Origin of the sequence: Pseudalkalibacillus salsuginis (genome assembly GCF_021646685.1) — a bacterium.
GTDB classification, from domain to species: Bacteria; Bacillota; Bacilli; order Bacillales; family Fictibacillaceae; genus Pseudalkalibacillus; species Pseudalkalibacillus salsuginis.
This window is the reverse complement of the sequence record NZ_JAKJHW010000001.1, coordinates 181,838-203,153: the sequence shown is the minus strand read 5'-3', so window position 1 is coordinate 203,153 and position 21,316 is coordinate 181,838. Positions and strand designations below refer to the sequence as shown.

The following is a 21,316-nucleotide window of genomic DNA, read 5'->3' as shown; positions in this document are numbered from 1 at the left end:
CTCTAAAAAATCATTAGACTGCTTATTTATATCATACTCATTTTCAGGGCAATCGTTTCATTACTCCTCTTATCGGTATTTCAACATCGCTTCAATTATCAGAATGAAATGATGGAAGAACCGTAAACTATGTAGAATCGAGTCTACGGAAACTTTATCCGGTAGTTCCATCAGCGGAAGATGGCGCAAAAGCAGTTAAGGATGATTGCAATGTGAGTGATCGTATTCTTTCTCTGATTCCAGCGTTATTTTGTAAAAGGATATTAATGGGCGAGGTGAAACATTAATGGATTTAAGGCAGAAAATCGGACAATTGATGGTGTTTGGCTTCAAAGCGGAGCATCCATCCAAGCTTTCAGATGAAATCAAAGACTTGATTGAAAATCACAATGTCGGCGGCATCATCCTGTTTGGTCGGAATATTGGAACGCCTGAGGAGATCCAACAATTGACAACCACTTTGCAAGCCGCGACAAAAAATGCTGGTCATCAACAGCCGTTGTTCATCTGTATTGACCAGGAGAATGGAGTTGTACGGCGTTTAGGGGAAGGGACCACGGCATTCCCTGGGGCAATGCTTATCGGTGCGACAAGGGACCCGAAGCTAGCATATGAAATTGGAAAAGCGTCAGGGGAGGAACTGATCGATTTAGGGATCAACTGGAACCTCTCTCCTGTAGTCGATGTCAATAACAACCCGAACAATCCTGTTATCGATGTCCGATCGTTTGGAGAAAAACCTGAAATGGTAGCTGAATTCGGAAAGCAGTTGATGAAAGGCATGCAATCTTCCGGTGTGATCACTACCTTGAAACATTTTCCAGGGCATGGAGATACGACTGTTGATTCCCATCTTGCATTGCCTGTCATCCGGCATGATCTTGATCGGTTACGACGTGTAGAGCTGCTCCCATTTAAAGAGAGCATAGACAGTGGCGCCGATACGGTGATGTCCTCCCATGTCTACTTTCCGTCAATCGAGCCTGAGGAAAAACGGCCAGCAACGATGTCGAAGGCTGTGATGACAGGGCTTTTGCGGGATGAACTGGGTTTTGATGGGGTGATTACGACCGATTGTATGGAAATGAAGGCAATCGGGGATGGAATAGGGACTCCTCAAGGAGCGGTCGAAGCGATCAAAGCTGGGGTCGACCTCATCATGATCTCCCATTTGCCATCTTTACAGTATGAAGCGATCGAGCGCGTCTACCAAGCTGTCATTTCTGGTGAAATCGAAGAAAAAACGATAGATGAAGCCTATGAGCGAGTGATGAAGCTGAAGCGTACGTTGGAATGGAATGTTGAACTGGAAGAGTTTTCGACCAAAGGGGCACACGAAAAAATAGCAGAGGATGTCATGAGGAAAGGCATCACCATACTTGAACATAAAAAAGGCACCCTTCCGTTATCAAAAGAACGTGGTCACCGTGTCCTCGTCGTCTATCCAGAAAATAGTTACCTTACCCAGGTTGAAGATGAGCGCTTTTCTGAAAATGCGCTTGGGAATTTGGTTAAAGAGATCAATCCGGCAGCAAAAGTGGTCTCAGTTCCACAACTTCCAGAGCAAAGTGAAATCGATTTTATCAAGGTCCTTGCGAACAGTGCGGATACGATCATTGTCGGGACACTTTCAGCTACACGCTCCGAAGGTCAGCAGAGGTTGATGCTCGATATGTTGAACCATGACAAACCCGTCATCCATATTGCGATGAGAAGTCCATATGACCTCGGGCTTTTTCCAGGGACAGATGTCTCTGTAGCGACCTATGAGTTTACGCCCCCTGCCTTGCGATTGGCTGTACGTGCTTTATTCGGGCTGGATAAGGTGAGCGGTTCACTGCCTGTTTCAATCAAGGATATGAAATGACTGTTTTTCGCGTTGGAATTTATCGGTGCAGTTTCAGAATATATCGTAGCGGATTGAAAAAATATCGGTGCAAATCAAAATTTTATCGGAGCAAACTCAAAATATATTTCGGTATTTCTAGGACTGTGACCCTATTTTACGGTCGTCATCGGCAGAAAAGTAGGACTACGGTGGAAATTTCCAGTGGAAAGAGAACGTATATTCCCTTACAATAAGACATAAGATATAGAACAAATGTTCTTATTGGGAGTGACTGAGGATGGAGATTGATTATTCGACCTTTGAAAAACGAACGATCCTTTGTATTGATATGAAAAGCTTTTTTGCAAGCTGCAGTGCAGTGGAAATGGGGCTCGATCCCTTGACATGTCACCTTGTCGTCGTAGGAGATACGGGGCGGCAAGGCAGTGTTGTGCTGGCTGCATCCCCGATGATGAAAAAGGAATTCGGGATACGCACGGGAAGTCGATTGTTCGAAGTACCTGATGATCCGCGGATTCATGTTGTCAATGCACAAATGCGTTTGTACCTAAGACGTTCGACCGATTTGACACGTCTGTTTAACCGATATGTCCCGAAGGATTCCATCCATACGTATAGTGTTGACGAAAGCTTCCTCCAGATGGATGGGACCGAACGCCTCTGGGGAGATGGGTGGGAGGTTGCGGGACGGATCCAAGAAGAAATTTGGGAAAAGTACGGCCTCCCATGTGCCATCGGGATAGGACCGAACATGCTGCTCTCGAAAATTTGTCTCGATCTTGAAGCGAAGAAGGCGGGGATTGCGGAATGGACGTATGATGACGTGGAACGGAAGCTTTGGAAGGTTTCCCCGCTCAGTAACATGTGGGGGATCGGTCCGCGTTTACAACGCACCTTGAACCGGATGGGAATCATGTCCGTCGGGCAGCTTGCGCACTATCCGTTAAAAATGCTCGAGAAGAAATTCGGGGTGATGGGCAATCAGCTTTATTATCATGCATGGGGGATCGATCTCTCAGAAATCGGTGCTCCGATCATGCAGGGCCAAATCAGCTATGGAAAAGGCCAGATTTTACTACGCGATTATAAAGACCGTAAAGAAGTACAGCACGTCATCTTGGAAATGTGCGAAGAAGTCGGCAGACGGGCGAGGACTGCCCGCAAGGCAGGACGTACGATCAGTCTTGGAGTTGGCTACAGTAAAGATGAAGCTGGCGGCGGCTTCCATCGCTCACGGACGATTGCAGAGCCGACGAACATCACGATGGACATTTATCGTGTCTGCCTTGAGTTATTTGATGAATTTTATACTGGAGAAACCGTCCGTAAACTTTCGATCACACTTTCAAACGTTTGCCCGGATGATGAGATGCAGCTTTCCTTGTTTGAGCTCGATCGTCCGAAAAAGCGTGTTCTCGGATACACGATGGATCAGATCCGTGAAAAATATGGTGGGGACTCCCTTTTACGCGCAGTATCGTATACACCTGCCGGGACCGCAAGACACCGCAGTCGTCTTGTCGGTGGGCATAAAGCGTAGAAAGGAGTGTCAGCTGAATGGGGATTCGTGACCGCGGCAACATCAAATGGACAGCAATGATGCTTCCGGAGCATGTGAAGCTGCTCAGAGATTGGAAGGAAGAGGATCGGATACAGAAAAGGCCAGAACTTGATGAACAGAAACTTGAGGAAATGAATGAAATCATCCACGAAGCGATGGCTTTCAACCAGACATTGTCTTTCGTCTATTTTGAAAGGGAAAGATACCGTATTCTCGTCGGCGACATCCATTACGCTGATCCTGTCAGGAAAGAACTACGAATCGTCGATGAATTCGGCGACCGTCATGATCTGAAATTGAAAGACATTCTTGATATCCGTTACTTATGAACGGAAAGAGGCTGCCCAGAACATTCGTGTCAGACACTACAACACAACATTTTGTGTCAACTTACTTTTTCTCGAAAATGTTGTTCGGAACGGTGTGAGACAGACACCTATGGGCACCCCCTTTTAAAAAGATAAGAAAGTAACGCCCAACCACTTGGATCACTTCAGACCTCCTGCGGCGGTCGACACATTGATTTAGTTCGAAGTGTTTGCCCACGCAGGACCGAACTTTGTTTGGTTCGAGCCTCCTCGTCGGACTTCCAGTGCCCTTCGTGGCTGACCAGGGCGTTTGCGCTTTTCTTGATGTCTAGCTCCAACGCCCAACCACTTGGATCACTTCAGTCCTCCTGCGGCGGCATAGCCTCCTCGTCGGACTTCCAGTGACCTTCGTGGCTGTTCAGGGCGTTTGCGCTTTTCTTGAAGGCAAATTTAATAAAACCAAAAGAAAAACTCACCTTTTTAATAAATCTTATCGCCGTTAAAAATGGAATTCTTTACAACGACATAATCTACATTACGGATTGCTTCCAGCTTGTTTCCTCCTGCATATGAAATGGCAGATTGCAGATCTTGCTCCATTTCGATCAACGTATCTTTCAAAGACCCTTTGTGTTCTACATACATTTTCTTGCCTTCTACATTCTTCTTTTCACCTTTTTGGAATTCAGAAGCAGAACCAAAGTATTCTTTAAAGAGCTTTCCGTCTTTCTCAACCGTTTTTCCAGGAGATTCTTCATGCCCGGCGAACAAAGAACCGATCATGACCATAGAAGCGCCAAATCGTATTGATTTTGCAATATCCCCATGGGTACGGATTCCTCCGTCAGCGATGATCGGTTTGCTTGCGGCTTTTGCACACCAACGTAACGCAGCCAATTGCCAACCACCAGTCCCGAATCCAGTTTTGATTTTCGTAATGCATACCTTTCCTGGCCCAATACCGACTTTTGTCGCATCTGCACCAGCATGTTCCAATTCCCTTACGGCCTCTGGGGTTCCGACGTTACCAGCAATGACGAAGCTCTTTGGCAGGTGTTTTTTGATATGCTGAATCATCTCGATTACAGCATTGGAGTGACCGTGTGCAATATCGATCGTAATGAAATCAGGTGCAAGGTGTTCATTTGCCAGTTGTAAAATAAATCTATACTCTTCCTCTTTGACACCCACACTGATGGAAGTGATCAATCCACGTGATTTCATCTTTTCAATAAAGGTTAGTCGCTCCTCTGGTTGAAAACGATGCATTATATAGAAATATCCATTTTCCGCTAAGGAAATGGCGATCCTCTCATCTATGATCGTCTGCATATTTGCAGGCACCACAGGCAATTTGAATGTATGTTCCCCTAACCTTACCGATGTATCACACTCGGATCGGCTATTCACTACACATTTTGCAGGAATCAATTGAATATCCTCATAATCAAACACATTTTCCATCCTTTACACCCCTAAAAACGAATGATTTAACTGAAAATAAAACAAAATGTTCGTCTATTATGTAATTTACATCATATTTTTCTGGATGTCAAAGTTTCTTGTAGTCCACCATAGAGGCGCTTTTTAAAGGGAGAACATTACATTAAAGGATAGAATCAAGTTCATACTAATGATGGGAGGTAATACTATGATCTATATTTGGATGGCTGCCCTATTGACATTTGTACAGCCTATCGAGCAGCCTGACAGTTTAACGGTGACACAGCAGGAAGAGACCATTGCAGTCGTCAACCGGGAAGACTTTTCAATACAGATTCCCAATACTCCGATGCTTGACATCGAAAAATACAATCGATTCATCAAAAAACTTGATCAACAAATTTACCGTGCTCCTGTAAATGCAAAGCTTGATGATCTAGGGCGAATCATTCCTGGAGAGGTGGGTTACCGGCTTGATCGACAAATGTTCAGGGAGCAGTTTTATACCTATTTCTATGGGGAGGGTTCATCTGAAATAGAAGTCCCAGAGATGGATATCTACCCAAGAGTCGACAGTGAATTGCTTGCTCATATCCGTGTGCAGCAGATCGGTCAATACGTAACATACTTCAATTCTAAAAATGAGAACCGATCCCACAATATAACGCTTGCCGCAGAAGCGATTGATAATCACGTCATCTATCCTGGTGAGACTTTCTCGTTCAACAAAGTTGTAGGGAAGCGAACACAGGGAAAGGGCTATATGCGTGCCCCTATTATTGTAAGGGGTGAACTGTCCGAGGGAATAGGGGGAGGAATATGCCAGGTTTCTTCAACTTTATTCAATGCGGTTGACAAGGCCGGGCTCAAAATCGTGGAACGGTACTCCCACAGTAAACGGGTTCCCTACGTACCTTCAGGACGTGATGCAACAGTAAGCTGGTATGGACCCGATTTCCGTTTTCAGAATAAATACAACCAACCGATTCTGATACGTGCTAAACGATATGGTGGAAGCATAGTCATACAACTTTATTCTTCCGAAGTCATCAATTTTGAGCCGCGGAAAGTACCTAAAGCCTCAACCACTCACCAGAAAGAAATCGATACTTCCGATCCGCAAAATGAAGAATGATCCTTTCTACTTAGTTGAATGAATTCATGAATAAGGGGTTGTCCATAAGTGTTGACATGAATGGTTTTAGGACAGCCCTTTGTAATCGAATTATTCGGCACGCAATATTGGAAGTGTACAGCAACGGAAAGATCCCCCGGATTTGATGATTTCAGAGATATCCACCTCTATTACCTCAAAACCTTTCTCACGTAACTTTCCGTTTACTTTTTGGTTGACCGGAAGGCTTAAGATTTTTTGATTTCCGATCGCCAATACATTCGTCCCGAGTGTGAATTGTTCTTCACAGGTTACTTCTATCAATTCATAACGAGAAGCGAAAAAGTCGACCTCTTTTTTATTCAGGGCAGATGGGAAGATCAAAGCCACTTCAGGAGAAATGACATTGAAGATACAATCAAGATGCAGATATTTTTCTGTAAATGGAATGGCGATCACGTCGTATTGGGTTAATACGCTCTTTAAATGGTCGACTGCTCTTTGATCTGTGCGGTTACTTAAACCTACATAAATGGACTCCCTGTCAATGAGGACATCTCCGCCTTCGATTTTGTCTTCACCGATTTTGAAATAAGGCAGTTCCTCATCGTCCAACCATTGTTTGACGACATTTTCCTCTCCTCTTCTTATATCACTTCCCATCCTGGAAACAAAAAGGGTCTGCCCCAATGTAAAGCCAATATCCCGTGTAAACACTTGTTCAGGGAATTTTTCATGATAAGGGAGCAGGATTACCTCCACCCCATGGTTCTGTAAGGTTTTAATGAAATGGTTATGTTGTTCGACTGCGCGGTCGATATGTATGCCTTCATTCTTGAACTTTTTTTGAGTTTCATTGATGACATCACGGATCCTCATGTAATGAGGTTCACAGAGAATGACTCTTTTCAATACGTCATACTCACTGTTGCAATACGTTTTATGCCTTTTTTGAGAATGAGCTTCCATTCCGATGGCTCCTTCAACTGTTTTTCTGTAGACAGAGCGACTGACACTTGAGAGGTGGTTTAACGATCAAACGACCTAGGAATAGTATTAACAGATACTTGATCAAGTATTTCAGTATTGCAAAAGAATGAATATAAAAATGCACCCAAAGAATTTGGTCAATAAAAACAAAAGCAGATAGGGGGAAGCAATGTTGGTTTCTCTATACATCATTCTGGCTTTCTTCATTTTTGTTATCTCGATAGTAGTGAGATTCATTATAATCACGGGTACGACTAGAATCTTTCCTTTTTGGCGGAAGAAGATCACTGGAAAAGAATCACTGCTTCTTAGCTGGGTTGGAATGAAAGGGTCCATGTCTGTATTTTTACTATTGAGCCTCCAATCAAAAGGCGGCTAGGGTACAGAATTCATCATTTCCCTTACATTTGCCGCAGTCCTCATCTCTTTGGTTGTGCAAAGCATAGGTGTATATCCTTTATCAAAGAAACTCCTGGACTGATCAATCCAAAACAGTCGTTCTAACCCCTTTATACAAAGCTGCTCTCAATTCGAGAGCGGTTTTTTTCATAGAATTACCCTACTTGATAAATGAATTTCTTTTCACTTTGTAAATTTTTCTTTTCAAAGCAGAAAAGTTCGTATATAATGACAACTGTACTATTAATAATAATACAGTTAATACACTTAGTACAGTTATTGCAGATGGGAGGGTGTCGATGTTTGACCTCGATGTTCGAAGCCGCAAGCCGATTTACGAGCAATTGGTCGAAAGATTCAAAGTACTCATCATCAATGATGTGATGAAGACAGATGAGCAGCTTCCGTCTGTAAGAGTGCTTGCACAGCAGTTGACGATCAATCCGAACACAATTCAAAAAGCGTATCGGGAACTTGAGTCACAAGGTTATATCTATACAATCAAAGGAAAAGGAAACTTCGTTAGTGAGACAAAACATGCTATAAACACCGAAAAGTTGGAAAAGGTGAAATCCGATTTTAAAAAGCTGGTATCGGAAGCTCTTTATATTGGTATGACAGCAGAAGAGCTCCAAGCTTGTATTTCAGACATAGAGAAGTCGATTGGGGGAGGGGAACAAGATGATTCAAGTTCATAATATAGCAAAAAGGTTGGATGAAATTGAAGCTTTATCAGACGTTTCCTTTACGGTCAAAAAGGGATCGATTTTTGGGTTGCTCGGCTCAAATGGTGCAGGGAAGACGACGTTATTACGTATCGTGGCAGGCATTTTACGTGAAGATCAAGGAAGAGTGACGATCAATAAAGAGCCGATTTTTGAAAATACGAAAATGAAAGACAGGATGATTTTCATCCCGGATACGTTGTATTTCTTTTCGCAATACACCATTCAACAGATGGCGAACTTTTACAAAAGCATCTACTCTGAATGGAACGAGGAACGTTTCCAGCAATTGAGGGAAGTATTCGATATCGGATTGGATAAGAAAATCCAGAAGTTTTCAAAAGGGATGCAACGGCAGGTGGCGTTCTGGTTATCAATGTCGACAATGCCGGATTTGCTGGTTTTGGATGAACCGATTGACGGGCTTGACCCTGTCATGCGGAAAAAGGTGAAAAATCTGATTTTGCAGGATGTCGCAGAAAGGGAAATGACAGTCCTTATTTCTTCTCATAACTTAAGGGAGATTGAAGACATTTGTGATCATGTCGGGGTTCTACATAAAGGAAAGCTTTTGCTTGAAAAAGAGCTGGACGATTTGAAATCGGATACCCAGAAGATCCAAATAGCCTTTAAAGGAAAAACGCCAGAAGAGTTGTTCGATGGGATCCAATTACTTTATAAAGAAGAACGCGGAAGTGTGATGCTCTGTATCGTAAGAGGTCAAGCAGATGAGGTTACAACTCATTTCGAAAAGTACAAACCGGTAGTCTTCGATCTTCTGCCGCTTTCACTAGAGGAAATCTTCATATATGAAATGGGGGATGTCGGGTATGCAATCAAAAACGTCCTGGTTTAGTAAAGAAATGATGATCCAAAGCTTTTATAGTGTCGGATGGATTGCGCTCATCTATCTTGCAGGTCTCTTGTTGACATTGCCGATGCGGATTTTGATGATATGGAGCAGTGATAATCCATCTGATTATTACGCCTATCATGAAAATCTTTTCGACTATAACGGTGAAATTCAGCTTATATTGGTCTTTATCGTGCCTGTCTTGCTTTCTATCTTTCTATTCCGTTTTTTACAAGTAAAGAATGCATCGGACTTCATGCATAGCCTTCCGATTAAAAGAACCCGCCTTTATAACGTCTATGTCGGGATGGGGGTTATTTATCTAGTCCTACCGGTATTGATTACCGGTTCGATCCTTATGATCATGAACGGAACAATGGATTTGGAAAATTATTATTCAATGAAAGATATATGGAGTTGGATCGGATTAATCCTACTAGTATCTCTTCTGATTTTTGTTTCAGGTGTATTCGTAGGGGCGATGACGGGTATGTCAGCTCTTCAAGGTGTTCTTACTTATATCCTTTTACTGCTGCCAGTCGGGTTTACGACACTGATTTTCATGAACACGACCTACTTCCTGTATGGATTTTCACCAGATTACTATCTAAGCAGCCAAATGATCCGCTATTCTCCAATCACATCATTTTTTACCTATGTAGTGGCACGGGGTGATGAAGTATTCAGTTGGTTGGACATCATCCTCTATCTGATCATGATCATTGTCTTCTATACGGCTGGAATAGTGGTTTATAAAAAAAGACATCTTGAAGGGGTTTCCCAAGCTTTTGTATTTCAATCGTTGAAACCATTCTTCAAATACAGTGTGACCTTCTGTGTCATGTTATTGGGTGGGATGTATTTCAGAGAAACCCAGCACTCATTTGTATGGCTGATCGTCGGGTATGTATTGGGAAGCATTATCGGTTACCTCATTGCTGAGATGCTTTTACAGAAGACATGGCGGGTCTTCACCCATCTCAAAGGTTATTTATTGTTTGCCGTACTAGTGGCCATTGCCATTGTGGCTTTCCGGTTTGACCTTACGGGATATGAAAATAGAATTCCTGAATTGGACGAAGTAGAGCAAGTCTTTATTGGTCAGGGAGTCTGGCATTATAAACATAAGGATGAGATGTCTTCTATCAATGGTCCTGAGTATTATCAACCAACTTTGACTAAAAAAGAGAACATCAATTCAGTCATCCAATTACATGAGTTTCTTGTAGAAAACAAACAGTCTTATTCACGCTCATACCATTATACCCGCGTATTCTTCATCGCTTATGAAATGAAGAACGGTGAGAAAGTGATAAGAGAATATCAAGTTCCGGAAACAGAGGAACTGCTGACGTATATGAGACCGATTTATGAAGCAAATGAATTCAAAGAAAAAACCAATCGAATATTCCACATTGCAAGTGAAGAAGTCACAAGGATTGCTGTGGATTCAAGAGAAGGACAGGTCATCATCCATGAGCCAGAAAAGATCGCGACCGCTTTAGAAGCTTTGAAAACAGATGTGAAAGAAGCCCCCTTTGAAGAGGAGCGTAGTAAGGGTCCTTTTGTACCTTCCATCAATATTTACCTTTCGAGCGGCGGTGATCATAATGAAGTGCATTTACAATTCGAATCGTCATATGAGCAATTTGAAAAATGGCTTGAGGAAGAAAATTTACTAGACGAGGTTTCACTCGACCCTGATGAGATCGAGTATGCTGTCATCGCCCCATCAAAAGACATAGATTTCAAAAGGGATGATGCTGAAGCAACTAAGCAGGTCATTAAATCCCCAAATGCTTTGAAGATCACTTCGAAAGAAAAAATACAGGTCAGCTTGGAGAATTCAAATTGGGCTGACCCTGGCAATGAATACGTCATTGTGTTCAAATTCAAGAATTCTGAACCAGCTCAACTAGTAAGTTTTCAAAACAAGGATGTTCCGGAATTTGTGAAAGAACATTATGAGAAAGGTGAGGTGAAATAATGGAGGGCCAAATACAAGTGCAGAGACAAGAAATTGATTTGAATCTTATATATGAAATGTTCAAGCATAAAGTGTTCAAGGTAGCTGTCATGATTACACACGACAAATACTTGGCGGAAGATATCGTACAAGAAACATTCATTAAAGCTTTCAAAAAAATCGATTCGATATTGGATATTGAAAAAATAGGCTCTTGGCTCTCGACAATTGCATCAAGGACAGCGATCGATCTAATCCGTAAAGAAAAAAGATCAGGTACAATACTGGTAGAAGATGTCATCTATTCTGTAAATGAACATGCCCAGGAAAAGAATGCTGTCGAACAGATCGTAGAGCGTGTATGGATGGAGAGAGAAATCGAACAAAAAGTTGCGCAGCTTAAACCAGCTTTGCGGGATGCGTTTCTCCTCAAATACGAAGATGGCCTGAAAGAAGAAGAGATTTCCAAGCGGCTCCAATTGCCGATCGGAACGGTCAAATCGAGATTATACCGTGCGAGACAACAGATCAAGACTGAACTTAATAAACAGATCAGTGCATGATTTATGGAGGCGCCCTTCGATTAACGGGTTCTGTTTTGAAGTACACCTATATCCGATCCAATAACAAGTGAAGGTTTAAGAATTTTATTTGGTCTAACTTTCTTTATTGCAGGTTTACTTTTACTCGTATTATAGTGGATTCTGATCGGTGTATATTTTTGCCGGGTCAACAATTCGAGCTTTGAGTATCTCAATTTTAAGTATTCCATAAAGTGGGGGGCTTATCCGAAATAGGGTAAGCCTCCTTATTATGAAATTAATGGTTGTTTTAGATTCAACAGTTTGAATTAATTGTATTAAGAAATCGGACAGGTTAGGTGAACAGGGATGTGAAACTTTTTGTTATTGATGTCGTATAACCAATAAGGAGAGGTGATGTCATGAAAAAGTTATATGTATCGTTTATCATAGTCTTTTTTCTGATCGGTTGTTCAAACGAGGCAGTGGAGCCAACTATCACAGAAAGTCAAACACTAGAAGAACAGATCATCAATGTTATGTCAGAAAACGAATTAAGCAATAAAGAGATTATTGATTATGACATAAAAGATAATTTTGTTTACGTGATTTTTAAAAATAAACATGAATCCAACACTCATAATCCTGATTTAGTTATTTTAAAGAATAGTAATGGAAAATTAGAATGGGTAGCAGGCCCAGAGGACCGTACTGCGTCAATTGGTCTTCAGGAAGCGGATGCTTTGATTTTTGGAAGGGATGAAGCTCCGACTGTAACGATACTTTTACCAGATAAAAAGCCAGAAGATACGAATGTTAAGGGGATTAAAGTCTTAGGTGAATCTGCTAAATCTGTAACTTACGTAGAAGAACTTACTAATGATTTATATATGCAATATATGTATTGGATTGCATATACAAACGAAGAACCTACACATGACGATTTTGAATTTATAACTCATTAAATAAGCTGAAAAGAGATGGCTTCTACAACTATTGGTGATCTTGAGTTGTTAGGAATTTTCTCGGGTTCAGAATAATACTTCAGATATCAATTGGCGATGAATTATATAGTTACCGACTGTTTTACCAAAGTAGGAATGTTTTTTTATTTGTTTCTGCTATAAAATCTTATTCAACGATTGATACATCAAGCTTTACATAAGTTTTTATACTGCGAAAGTTGAGAGAATAACAAAAAGGACACTTTGAATGCAGGGGATGCTACATCCGAAGTGTCCTTCCATAATAACTTTTAAGGGGGTTGTGGTAATAAGTTTCGGGTCATTTGATATGCCTGTGGGGGTTGAAGAAAAACAATCTAAATTTTTATTTAACCAAGTTGAAAGGCGAGGAGGTTTGTGGATCGTACGCGGAAATGGGAGTGAATTGCCGGGAATCAACAATGAGTATAGCATAGCCAAAATTTTTGAAGTAATTTAGCTCAAATTGACGATGAGGAAAATGATGGAACCGTGGTATAATAGTAATGGTGCAGTAGAGGATACTCGAGGGTGGAAGGCTTATCCCCAGCAACTGTGTCAAGCAGTGTAGGAAGGGGGTGCAGCCCTTGACAACGTTCGAAGCAATTAGTCTGATGATCACATTCGGACTGTTCGTCGTTACGTTGTTGTCTTTTCCTGATAAAAGAAAATAACCACCCTTGAGTTTGGAACCTGTACAGGGTGGTTATCCATCTCAATAGCCTCCCCCTTTGAGGGAAATCTATTGCGCTATCTATCCGCAGGTGTTGGGAGCACCTGCGGTTTTTATTAGTATATGTTGTCCTATTATTAGAATACCACAGTTTTACATAATCGTAACCTTAAATGAGATCATTACAAATATATATGGCCATTTCTAAGTTTTGTGAATTAAAATTTTTCTATGGGGTGAAGTCTATAAGGAATTTGTTGTATTTCAGGCTGAGTGATAACATCCAGGTTTCAGGGGACATAATGAAAGGGCAGGGTTCTATGATCATATGGACTAAGGATTTTACAAAAACGCTGTTTTCTTGAAATTTGTTGCTAATTGAATGTGATGTGGAAATGATAACCGGAAATATGTAAGACTCCCGCTGGAAAGTAAGCTAAGCGAGACCCCGTACCAGCCCACAAAATAAAAAGATCTTCGACTAAAAAATACCACGTCCTGTGGTGAACGTCGAAGCCGGCCCATCCGTGTGCAAGTAAGGAGGCTTGCAGATTAACGCGGAAAGGGTGTATATTTCCAAAATCTAAAACAACAAACTATACGAAAACAGCCTTACAAAAAGAGGGAACGCACAAGATGGACAAACGAAAATGGATACGCAAAGGCACGATATTCATCATTATCATTGGATTTTTCATTTGGCTGAACCAAGCTTTTTTGGAAATCCCACCATGGAAAATACGTAATTGGGTGATGTCTTTCGGTTGGATAGCACCAGGCATTTATCTTATCATGTTTACAGTACGACCGCTTGTTTTGTTTCCGGCCTCTTTGTTAGCAATAGTCGGAGGATTAGCTTTCGGCTTTTGGTTTGGGGTCCTATTGACAATCATCGGAGCGTGTCTGGGAGCGATCCTCTCGTTATTTGTTATTCGTAAATTAGGAATCACATATGGTGCAGTGCCCTCTACTGAGAAATATGATGCTTTACGCCAACAAATTGATAAAAAAGGGTTCATCTTCCTATTGATCCTCCGTCTGTTGCCATTTTTGCATTTTGACTTGGTTACATATCTTAGTGCGGTATCGAATATCCGTTTTTCCCATTATTTTTTTGCCACCTTACTTGGGCTCGTTCCAGGGGCAGTTATCTATTGCGGTATCGGTAGCAGTACGTATACTGGGGAAAATGAATTGATCATCCTTTCAATTGTAAGCCTAGTCGTTTTGACAGCACTGCCGATCCTATTTAGAAAAAAATTGTCCTCCCTGTTAGCTGTGAGATTTGATCAAGAGTGAAAGGTAAATAGTGGTTATTCAAAGTACTTGGAATATTGCTGGAGCAAAAACATTCGGTATAGTCGCATGGATCGGTCGCTCAGGTAGGGTCATGGATGAAATTTGGTAAACAGCTAGACCTTTGATAGGGGGTCTGACCGAATTGTTGATTGAGGAGAATTTGATGTCAAAAAAACTTTTATTGATCGGTGCTGGTCAAGCCCACCTTTCTTTATTGAGAAAACTGAAAAGAAACTCTTTACAGGATTGTGAAGTCTCCCTGCTCAATCCGACTAATACCTTTTATTACTCTGATATGTTTGCCGGGTTTGTGGAAGGGATTTACCAGTTGGAGGACCTTCAGATCGATTTAGCAGAACTTGCAGAGAAGGCAGGAATTCAACTGATTCATGGGACCGCGCTTTCTATTGATGTGAAACAGAAAAGGGTCCTTACCGATAAAGGGGATATATTATCTTTCGATGTCTTATCCTTTGATATTGGTACACGGCGGAAGGGAAATGAACTACTTCCAGAACAAGAGAAGATCGTTCAATATGACCGAAAACATCACATCCGACGTTTTCAAAACGATGAGAGAAAAAAAGGGACGGTGGCAATAGTTGGAGGGGGGACGCCAAGCATTGAAATGAGCTTTGCGATCCAAGCGTGGAAACAGAAACATGAAGTTGATGGTGAAGTCATTTTAATCAGTTCAGAAAACGGCTGCGAACAGAATGGGAAGAAAGGATTACAGAGATTAAAAGGAATGTTGCAAGACACAGGCGTCCAGGTGTTGGAAAATGAACAGGTCGTCGACGTCAGTGGAGGAACGATTACCACAGATAAGCGAATAATAACGTATGATTGTCTTTTATGGATGACAGGTTTGGAATCACCGAAAATATATAATAGTTCCAAGCTTCCTACAGATGATCAAGGATATTTGCTTGTTGAGGACACTCTTCAGATCAAAGAATTTCCGTTTATATTTGGAGCTGGAAAAGGTGTGACAATCCGTGATCATCCAAACCTACCTAGAACTACTGATTCGGCTGCAAGACAAGGAGAAGTGTTGGCTGAGAATCTCAAAGGGTACATTGGGTCAGGTGAGGGGTACCATTTTCATCCGCAAAATCGAGTATTATCGATCGTTTCGGTTGGTCACCGGAAAGCGTTTTTGGAATTGGGCTCTTTCTCGACTACTAACAAACTTGCATGGAAACTGAAAGATAAAATCGACCGTCGTTTTGTATCTTCTAATCAATGAAGGAATATTTTTTGCTGAAGCAAAGCAGAACATAAATAAAAAACTCCTTATGCTGAAAGCCGAATTAGTGAAAACTTCAACATCCGAATAATAAAGAATGTGGCCTCTCCGTTAATGAGGCCACATTTCTCTTTTTTCAAGATGAGAAAAAATAAAATTTTTGCGCAGTAAAGGAATGCCTAGCTCCAACGTCCAGCTGCTTGGCTAACATCAGTCCTCCTGCGGCGGCAAAAGCCTCCTCGTCGGACTTCCAGTGACCTACGTGGCTGATCAGGGGTGTTTTCGCTTTTCTTGTCAATAAAAAGACTGCTAAGGGTAGCTCCTAAAGTTGATTATGTGTGGGAAGCCTTTTTCTCTGCTAAATTATAATACTTGGTTTCAATGTTCCTTGTTACATGTTCGGAGATTCCTTGGATCGCTTTGTGGAGCCCTTTTAGGTCAATACCTGTTCCGATCCCCATCTGATGGAGCATGAAAACGACATCTTCAGTGGCAACATTCCCTGTGGCACCCGGAGCGAATGGGCATCCCCCCAACCCACCAGCCGAGGTATCGAATCTCGTAATCCCAGCCTGAAGGCAAGCATAAATATTTGCTAAAGCCATGCCTCTTGTATCATGGAAATGTGCAGTCAGCAGGACCCTGTCTCCTAATTGTCTTTGCAATTCATTGAATAATTGATAGCTTTCGAGTGGATTTGCCATTCCGATCGTATCAGCTACACTTAACTCATCTACACCGAAGTCTGCAAATTGCGTACATAAGGCAATGACATCTTTGGGGTCGACCTTCCCATCATATGGGCAGTAGAAGGATGTGGAAATGCATGCCCGAACAAAATACCCTTTCTGCTTCAACTCAGCGAGAATCGGTTTCAAATCAGCCATGCTTTCCCCGGTTGTCTTGTTGATATTCTTTTTATTGAAGGAAGAACTGACACCTACGAATACCGCGACATCCTTTCCATCTGTTTCATAAAGCCGTTCGACCCCTTTCCGGTTCGGTGCAAGCACAAAGTTCCGCTTATCGTCAAGGCAAGCGTCTATGACCTCTTTTGCATCACGCATTTGGGGAACCCACTTCGGGGACACGAATGAGGTCAATTCGATTTCAGTAATCCCAGCGTTTTTCAGGTCTTTTATAAACGTTATTTTTGCATCTGTAGGGACTTGATTTTTTTCATTCTGCAAACCATCCCTTGGTCCAACTTCAATGATTGTGACTTTCTCAGGCAAGTTCATAGCGAGACCTCCATTTAACAACATATGTAAGCGTTTTATATACATTATCTTTCATTGTAACGTGAAGAAATTTTAAAGGGCAAGTATTTTCCTTCTTTCGGAGAAATATTGTTTGATAAGAAGGAGAATTCGGAAATGACTGAGAAATAGACAGGGTAAGACAGATAACAACAAATTTAAGGAGGCAACAAAGGGATGGAGAGAGAAGCTGTCATAGTAAGCGCGGTTAGAACACCGATCGGGGGTTTTAGTGGTAGCTTGAAATCAATATCTGCCACAGAACTCGGTGGAATCGTGATAAAAGAAGCTTTGAGACGTGCAGGGATATCTGAAGTTGATGAAGTGATCATGGGGAATGTCCTCCAGGCCGGACTTGGCCAAAACCCCGCAAGACAAGCAGGTATGAAAGCAGGGCTAGCTGATACGACTTCGTCGATGACGATCAATAAAGTATGCGGATCCGGTTTGAAGGCAGTCCATCTAGCTGCTCAATCAATCCTTTTAGGGGATGCGGATATTGTAGTGGCCGGGGGAATGGAAAATATGAGCCAAGCTCCCTATCTTTTAAAAGGAGCACGTGACGGATATAAAATGGGGGACCAGAATGTTGTCGATTCAATGATCCATGACGGTCTCTGGTGTGCTTTCAATGACTACCACATGGGGATTACGGCAGAGAATTTATGTGAAACACATGGCTTGAAGCGTGAGGAGCTTGATGAATTTGCAGCATGGAGTCAGGAAAAAGCAGCGAGTGCAATTGAAAGCGGACGTTTTAAAGAGGAAATTGTTCCTGTAAAAATTCCTCAGCGGAAAGGAGATCCAATCGTTTTTGACACAGATGAACACCCGAAGAAATCAACAGCTGAAAAATTAGCGAAGCTTCTACCTGCTTTCAAAAAGGACGGCATGGTGACTGCAGGAAATGCTTCCGGAATCAACGACGGAGCAGCAGCCGTGATTGTCATGAGCCGTCAAAAAGCAGAGGAGCTTGGTTTGAAACCATTGGTGGTCATCCGTGCAAATGCATCCGCTGGCGTTGATCCAAGCATCATGGGTATCGGTCCTGTTCCAGCAACGAGAAAGGTGTTGGAAAGAGCGAATCTGACAATGGATGCTATGAATCTGATTGAAGCGAATGAAGCTTTCGCAGCCCAATCTTTAGCAGTAGGGAAAGATTTGGGTCTCAATAAGGATATCCTCAATGTAAACGGCGGGGCGATAGCACTCGGACACCCGATCGGGGCAAGCGGAACCCGTGTTCTCGTGACATTGATCCATGAATTGAAACGAAGGAATGAACAATATGGGCTTGCGACTTTATGTATCGGCGGCGGCCAGGGAGTTGCGACAATCATAGAAAATGAAGCTTAAAAAGGAGATGAAAAAATATGAAACCAGTTGAAACAACATTTTTAGAAGCGGTGAAGGTTATTAAAGATGGAGATACAATCATGGTAGGGGGCTTTGGACTTGTCGGGATTCCAGAGAACTTGATTCTTGCACTTGTTGAAAGCGGTGTCAAAGATTTGACCGTGATCTCCAATAACTGTGGAGTCGATGATTGGGGGCTTGGCCAGCTTCTAAAGAACAAACAGATCAAGAAAATGGTAGGCTCTTATGTCGGTGAAAACAAAGAATTCGAACGTCAGGTCCTGTCTGGGGAAATTGAAGTCGAATTGATTCCCCAGGGTACGCTTGCTGAGCGGATCCGTGCAGGCGGTGCGGGCATCCCCGCCTTCTATACGCCAGCGGGAGTAGGTACTCCATTAGCTGAGGGCAGGGAAGTCCGTAACTTTGACGGTAAAGATTATCTGTTGGAATATGGCATGACAGCAGATGCCAGCCTGGTCCGAGCGCAGAAAGCAGACAAAATGGGGAACCTCATTTATAACAAGACTGCCCGGAACTTCAACCCTATGATTGCTGCAGCTGGTAAAATCACGATTGCTGAGGTGGAGGAATTGTATGAGATCGGTGAATTGGATCCAGATCGAATCCACACACCAAGCATCTATGTTCAGAAGTTGATCGTTGGTGAGCAGCAAAAGAAAATTGAACGCCTGACCGTTACGAAATAACTGCAGAGGAGGAAATAACAATGACAAAAGTAGACAAAGCACTTGTACGTGAGCGCATAGCAAGGAGAGCGGAAAAGGAAATAGAGGATGGATTCTACGTAAACCTTGGCATCGGTATGCCGACCTTAGTTGCGAATTATATTTCAGATAATAAACAGGTTGTTCTTCAATCCGAAAACGGTTTGCTTGGGATCGGACGTTATCCGACTGAAGATGAAGTTGATCCTGATTTGATCAATGCAGGGAAAGAGACAGTGACTGCGACAAAAGGAGCATCATATTTTGATAGCTCAGAGTCATTCGGTATGATACGCGGTGGCCATATCGATCTTGCCATTCTGGGAGGTATGGAGGTTTCAGGCAATGGCGACCTTGCCAATTGGATGATTCCAGGAAAGATGATCAAAGGTATGGGAGGAGCGATGGACCTCGTACACGGTGCCAAGAGGATCATCGTCATCATGGATCATGTCAATAAAAGCGGACAGCCGAAAATCCTCAATAAATGCTCATTGCCGCTGACGGGGAGCGGTGTGGTGGACCGTATCATCACAGATCGGGCTGTCATCGATGTCACGCCTGAAGGTCTCAAGCTTGTTGAGATAGCTGAAGGATTTACTCCTGAAGAAATCCAGGAATCGACTGAACCGACCTTGATCATTGCAAATGACGTAAGAACAAATGCATTTTAATTTTATTTGAGTTTAAGAAAGTGGGGGGGACTAAGTGAAGAGGTTAACAGCACTTTCAAATCGGATCATGCAGCGATATCTACCAGATCCATTCTTATTCGTGGTCATCCTAACACTAGTCGTTTTTGTAATGGGAATGATCATTACAAGAAGCAACCCGGTAGAAATGGTCACCTTCTGGGGGGAAGGATTCTGGAACCTGTTGACGTTTGCTATGCAAATGGTCCTTATTCTTGTAACGGGGTACGTCTTAGCGAGCAGTCCTTTATTTAAAAAAGGGCTGCGGAAGTTGGCCTCTCTCGTTTCGAAACCAGGGCAGGCAATCATATTCGTTACAATCGTATCCCTTGCAGCTAGCTGGATCAACTGGGGGTTCGGGCTTGTCATCGGTGCACTATTCGCTAAAGAACTGGCAAAAAAAGTGGAAAAAGTGGATTATCGGTTATTGATCGCGAGTGCATATAGCGGCTTTTTAGTCTGGCATGGCGGTTTTTCTGGATCGATTCCTTTGACGATTGCAACGCCAGACCATTTTACAAGTGATATCATCGGTGTCATTCCTACCTCAGCAACGATTTTTGCACCGTTCAATATCTTCATCGTAATTGCCTTGTTTATTACATTGCCGATTGTAAACAGGCTGATGATGAACCAGAAAGATAACCAGTTTTACATCGATCGTTCTATTTTAGAAGATAAGAATGTCGAGGCTGCATCAGTAGAGGCGAACACCCCTGCAGAAAAGTTGGAAAATAGTTGGATCCTGTCCATGGTCATCGGTATATTGGGCTTGGCTTTCATGGTTTATTATTTTACGACAAATGGATTCAGCCTGAACTTGGATATCGTCAACTTTATTTTCCTTTTCTTTGGAATCTTATTGCATGGGACGCCTAGAAGATTCATCAATAGTGTATCTGAAGCTGTCAAAGGTGCGGGCGGGATCATCATCCAATTCCCTTTCTATGCAGGGATCATGGGGATGATGGTGGCAAGTGGATTAGCTGCTGAAATGTCAAAATGGTTCGTGAACATTTCAAATGAACTTACTTTTCCATTCTTTGCATTCTTAAGTGCAGGGATCGTCAACTTCTTCGTTCCATCAGGTGGAGGCCAATGGGCAGTTCAAGCTCCGATCATGCTGATGGCTGGTGAGGAGCTTGGTATCGGGGCCGCGAAGACGGCAATGGCGGTAGCCTGGGGAGATGCATGGACGAATATGATCCAACCATTCTGGGCACTTCCTGCGCTAGCGATCGCTGGGTTATCTGCCAAGGATATCATGGGCTTCTGTGTCATCGCAATGCTAGTCAGTGGATTATTCATATCGATAGGACTGGTGTTCATTTAAGGATTACCTAAGGGGGAA

General features: G+C 42.5%; 20 protein-coding genes. 17 read left to right on the top strand and 3 right to left on the bottom strand.

The features are described from left to right. Nucleotides 1–286 precede the first annotated feature (286 nt). The 3 genes from nagZ (at nucleotide 287) to L1611_RS01055 (ending at nucleotide 3,739) form a co-directional block, all read left to right on the top strand. On the top strand, nucleotides 287–1,867 hold the full coding sequence (gene nagZ / locus L1611_RS01065; protein ID WP_236311167.1) for a beta-N-acetylhexosaminidase: 1,581 nt from the start codon (nucleotides 287–289) through the stop codon (nucleotides 1,865–1,867). A 259-nt stretch (nucleotides 1,868–2,126) separates the two neighbouring features. Further along, the gene (locus L1611_RS01060) at nucleotides 2,127–3,389 is read left to right on the top strand and encodes a Y-family DNA polymerase (RefSeq protein ID WP_236311165.1); all 1,263 of its coding nucleotides are present in this window, start codon (nucleotides 2,127–2,129) and stop codon (nucleotides 3,387–3,389) included. A 17-nt stretch (nucleotides 3,390–3,406) separates the two neighbouring features. Beyond that, nucleotides 3,407–3,739, top strand: a complete 333-nt coding sequence (locus tag L1611_RS01055) for a YolD-like family protein (RefSeq protein WP_236311163.1) — start codon at nucleotides 3,407–3,409, stop codon at nucleotides 3,737–3,739. Nucleotides 3,740–4,198: 459 nt separating this feature from the next. Here the strand turns inward: L1611_RS01055 and guaC are convergent, their stop codons facing one another. Beyond that, nucleotides 4,199–5,182, bottom strand: a complete 984-nt coding sequence (gene guaC, locus L1611_RS01050; RefSeq protein WP_236311160.1) for a GMP reductase — start codon at nucleotides 5,180–5,182, stop codon at nucleotides 4,199–4,201. Between the two features lie 187 nt (nucleotides 5,183–5,369). On the opposite strand from guaC, the gene L1611_RS01045 reads away from it, so the two are divergent. After that, nucleotides 5,370–6,296 (top strand): VanW family protein, encoded by a 927-nt coding sequence (locus tag L1611_RS01045; protein WP_236311157.1) that lies wholly within the window; start codon nucleotides 5,370–5,372, stop codon nucleotides 6,294–6,296. Between the two features lie 90 nt (nucleotides 6,297–6,386). On the opposite strand, the gene L1611_RS01040 is transcribed toward L1611_RS01045, so the two are convergent. Further along, a complete protein-coding gene (locus L1611_RS01040; RefSeq protein WP_236311154.1) occupies nucleotides 6,387–7,244 on the bottom strand; it encodes a dimethylarginine dimethylaminohydrolase family protein in 858 nt (285 codons plus the stop codon). A gap of 190 nt (nucleotides 7,245–7,434) precedes the next feature. Here L1611_RS01040 and L1611_RS01035 point away from each other — a divergent pair, with 190 nt between their 5' ends. From L1611_RS01035 to L1611_RS01000, 9 genes are all read left to right on the top strand, one after another. Continuing rightward, the gene (locus L1611_RS01035) at nucleotides 7,435–7,644 is read left to right on the top strand and encodes a hypothetical protein (RefSeq protein WP_236311152.1); all 210 of its coding nucleotides are present in this window, start codon (nucleotides 7,435–7,437) and stop codon (nucleotides 7,642–7,644) included. 319 nt (nucleotides 7,645–7,963) lie between these two features. Next, the gene (locus L1611_RS01030) at nucleotides 7,964–8,362 is read left to right on the top strand and encodes a GntR family transcriptional regulator (RefSeq protein WP_236311150.1); all 399 of its coding nucleotides are present in this window, start codon (nucleotides 7,964–7,966) and stop codon (nucleotides 8,360–8,362) included. Continuing rightward, a complete protein-coding gene (locus L1611_RS01025) occupies nucleotides 8,346–9,245 on the top strand; it encodes an ABC transporter ATP-binding protein (RefSeq protein ID WP_236311148.1) in 900 nt (299 codons plus the stop codon). Before L1611_RS01030 ends, L1611_RS01025 begins: the two co-directional genes overlap by 17 nt. Beyond that, nucleotides 9,220–11,229 (top strand): DUF6449 domain-containing protein, encoded by a 2,010-nt coding sequence (locus tag L1611_RS01020; RefSeq protein WP_236311145.1) that lies wholly within the window; start codon nucleotides 9,220–9,222, stop codon nucleotides 11,227–11,229. The genes L1611_RS01025 and L1611_RS01020 overlap by 26 nt, the downstream gene beginning before the upstream one ends. Nucleotides 11,230–11,246: 17 nt before the next feature. Continuing rightward, the gene (locus L1611_RS01015) at nucleotides 11,247–11,771 is read left to right on the top strand and encodes an RNA polymerase sigma factor (RefSeq protein WP_236311142.1); all 525 of its coding nucleotides are present in this window, start codon (nucleotides 11,247–11,249) and stop codon (nucleotides 11,769–11,771) included. A gap of 380 nt (nucleotides 11,772–12,151) precedes the next feature. Next, nucleotides 12,152–12,694: a putative periplasmic lipoprotein gene (locus L1611_RS01010; RefSeq protein ID WP_236311141.1), complete on the top strand. Its 543-nt coding sequence runs from the start codon at nucleotides 12,152–12,154 to the stop codon at nucleotides 12,692–12,694. Nucleotides 12,695–13,290: 596 nt separating this feature from the next. After that, nucleotides 13,291–13,386 (top strand): putative holin-like toxin, encoded by a 96-nt coding sequence (locus L1611_RS20855; RefSeq protein WP_225063790.1) that lies wholly within the window; start codon nucleotides 13,291–13,293, stop codon nucleotides 13,384–13,386. Between the two features lie 635 nt (nucleotides 13,387–14,021). Then, nucleotides 14,022–14,684 carry a TVP38/TMEM64 family protein gene (locus L1611_RS01005; protein WP_236311139.1) on the top strand — a complete coding sequence of 221 codons (663 nt, stop codon included), beginning with the start codon at nucleotides 14,022–14,024 and terminating at the stop codon, nucleotides 14,682–14,684. Between the two features lie 163 nt (nucleotides 14,685–14,847). Then, nucleotides 14,848–15,933, top strand: coding sequence for an FAD-dependent oxidoreductase (locus tag L1611_RS01000; RefSeq protein ID WP_236311136.1), 1,086 nt, complete (start codon nucleotides 14,848–14,850; stop codon nucleotides 15,931–15,933). A gap of 332 nt (nucleotides 15,934–16,265) precedes the next feature. Here the strand turns inward: L1611_RS01000 and L1611_RS00995 are convergent, their stop codons facing one another. Further along, on the bottom strand, nucleotides 16,266–17,174 hold the full coding sequence (locus tag L1611_RS00995) for a hydroxymethylglutaryl-CoA lyase (protein WP_236311134.1): 909 nt from the start codon (nucleotides 17,172–17,174) through the stop codon (nucleotides 16,266–16,268). A 195-nt stretch (nucleotides 17,175–17,369) separates the two neighbouring features. Here L1611_RS00995 and L1611_RS00990 point away from each other — a divergent pair, with 195 nt between their 5' ends. The 4 genes from L1611_RS00990 to L1611_RS00975 all read left to right on the top strand — a co-directional run bounded on the left by L1611_RS00990 (nucleotide 17,370) and on the right by L1611_RS00975 (nucleotide 21,298). Then, a complete protein-coding gene (locus L1611_RS00990; protein WP_236311132.1) occupies nucleotides 17,370–18,548 on the top strand; it encodes an acetyl-CoA C-acetyltransferase in 1,179 nt (392 codons plus the stop codon). A 17-nt stretch (nucleotides 18,549–18,565) separates the two neighbouring features. Then, on the top strand, nucleotides 18,566–19,255 hold the full coding sequence (locus tag L1611_RS00985) for a CoA transferase subunit A (protein WP_236311130.1): 690 nt from the start codon (nucleotides 18,566–18,568) through the stop codon (nucleotides 19,253–19,255). 20 nt (nucleotides 19,256–19,275) lie between these two features. Next, nucleotides 19,276–19,947, top strand: a complete 672-nt coding sequence (locus L1611_RS00980; protein WP_236311127.1) for a CoA transferase subunit B — start codon at nucleotides 19,276–19,278, stop codon at nucleotides 19,945–19,947. Between the two features lie 67 nt (nucleotides 19,948–20,014). Then, nucleotides 20,015–21,298: a short-chain fatty acid transporter gene (locus L1611_RS00975; RefSeq protein ID WP_407681695.1), complete on the top strand. Its 1,284-nt coding sequence runs from the start codon at nucleotides 20,015–20,017 to the stop codon at nucleotides 21,296–21,298. Nucleotides 21,299–21,316 lie beyond the last annotated feature (18 nt).

Excerpts from the sequence above, each read along its gene's own strand:
- L1611_RS01020 (WP_236311145.1), top strand. The coding sequence starts at position 9,220 with ATGCAATCAAAAACGTCCTGGTTTAGTAAAGAAATGATGATCCAAAGC.
- L1611_RS01055 (WP_236311163.1), top strand. The coding sequence starts at position 3,407 with ATGGGGATTCGTGACCGCGGCAACATCAAATGGACAGCAATGATGCTT.
- L1611_RS01035 (WP_236311152.1), top strand. The coding sequence starts at position 7,435 with ATGTTGGTTTCTCTATACATCATTCTGGCTTTCTTCATTTTTGTTATC.
- L1611_RS01025 (WP_236311148.1), top strand. The coding sequence starts at position 8,346 with ATGATTCAAGTTCATAATATAGCAAAAAGGTTGGATGAAATTGAAGCT.
- L1611_RS00990 (WP_236311132.1), top strand. The coding sequence starts at position 17,370 with ATGGAGAGAGAAGCTGTCATAGTAAGCGCGGTTAGAACACCGATCGGG.
- L1611_RS00975 (WP_407681695.1), top strand. The coding sequence starts at position 20,015 with ATGCAGCGATATCTACCAGATCCATTCTTATTCGTGGTCATCCTAACA.
- nagZ (WP_236311167.1), top strand. The coding sequence starts at position 287 with ATGGATTTAAGGCAGAAAATCGGACAATTGATGGTGTTTGGCTTCAAA.
- L1611_RS01000 (WP_236311136.1), top strand. The coding sequence starts at position 14,848 with ATGTCAAAAAAACTTTTATTGATCGGTGCTGGTCAAGCCCACCTTTCT.
- L1611_RS00985 (WP_236311130.1), top strand. The coding sequence starts at position 18,566 with ATGAAACCAGTTGAAACAACATTTTTAGAAGCGGTGAAGGTTATTAAA.
- L1611_RS00980 (WP_236311127.1), top strand. The coding sequence starts at position 19,276 with ATGACAAAAGTAGACAAAGCACTTGTACGTGAGCGCATAGCAAGGAGA.
- L1611_RS01030 (WP_236311150.1), top strand. The coding sequence starts at position 7,964 with ATGTTTGACCTCGATGTTCGAAGCCGCAAGCCGATTTACGAGCAATTG.
- L1611_RS01005 (WP_236311139.1), top strand. The coding sequence starts at position 14,022 with ATGGACAAACGAAAATGGATACGCAAAGGCACGATATTCATCATTATC.
- guaC (WP_236311160.1), bottom strand. The coding sequence starts at position 5,182 with ATGGAAAATGTGTTTGATTATGAGGATATTCAATTGATTCCTGCAAAA.
- L1611_RS01010 (WP_236311141.1), top strand. The coding sequence starts at position 12,152 with ATGAAAAAGTTATATGTATCGTTTATCATAGTCTTTTTTCTGATCGGT.
- L1611_RS00995 (WP_236311134.1), bottom strand. The coding sequence starts at position 17,174 with ATGAACTTGCCTGAGAAAGTCACAATCATTGAAGTTGGACCAAGGGAT.
- L1611_RS01040 (WP_236311154.1), bottom strand. The coding sequence starts at position 7,244 with ATGGAAGCTCATTCTCAAAAAAGGCATAAAACGTATTGCAACAGTGAG.
- L1611_RS01060 (WP_236311165.1), top strand. The coding sequence starts at position 2,127 with ATGGAGATTGATTATTCGACCTTTGAAAAACGAACGATCCTTTGTATT.
- L1611_RS01045 (WP_236311157.1), top strand. The coding sequence starts at position 5,370 with ATGATCTATATTTGGATGGCTGCCCTATTGACATTTGTACAGCCTATC.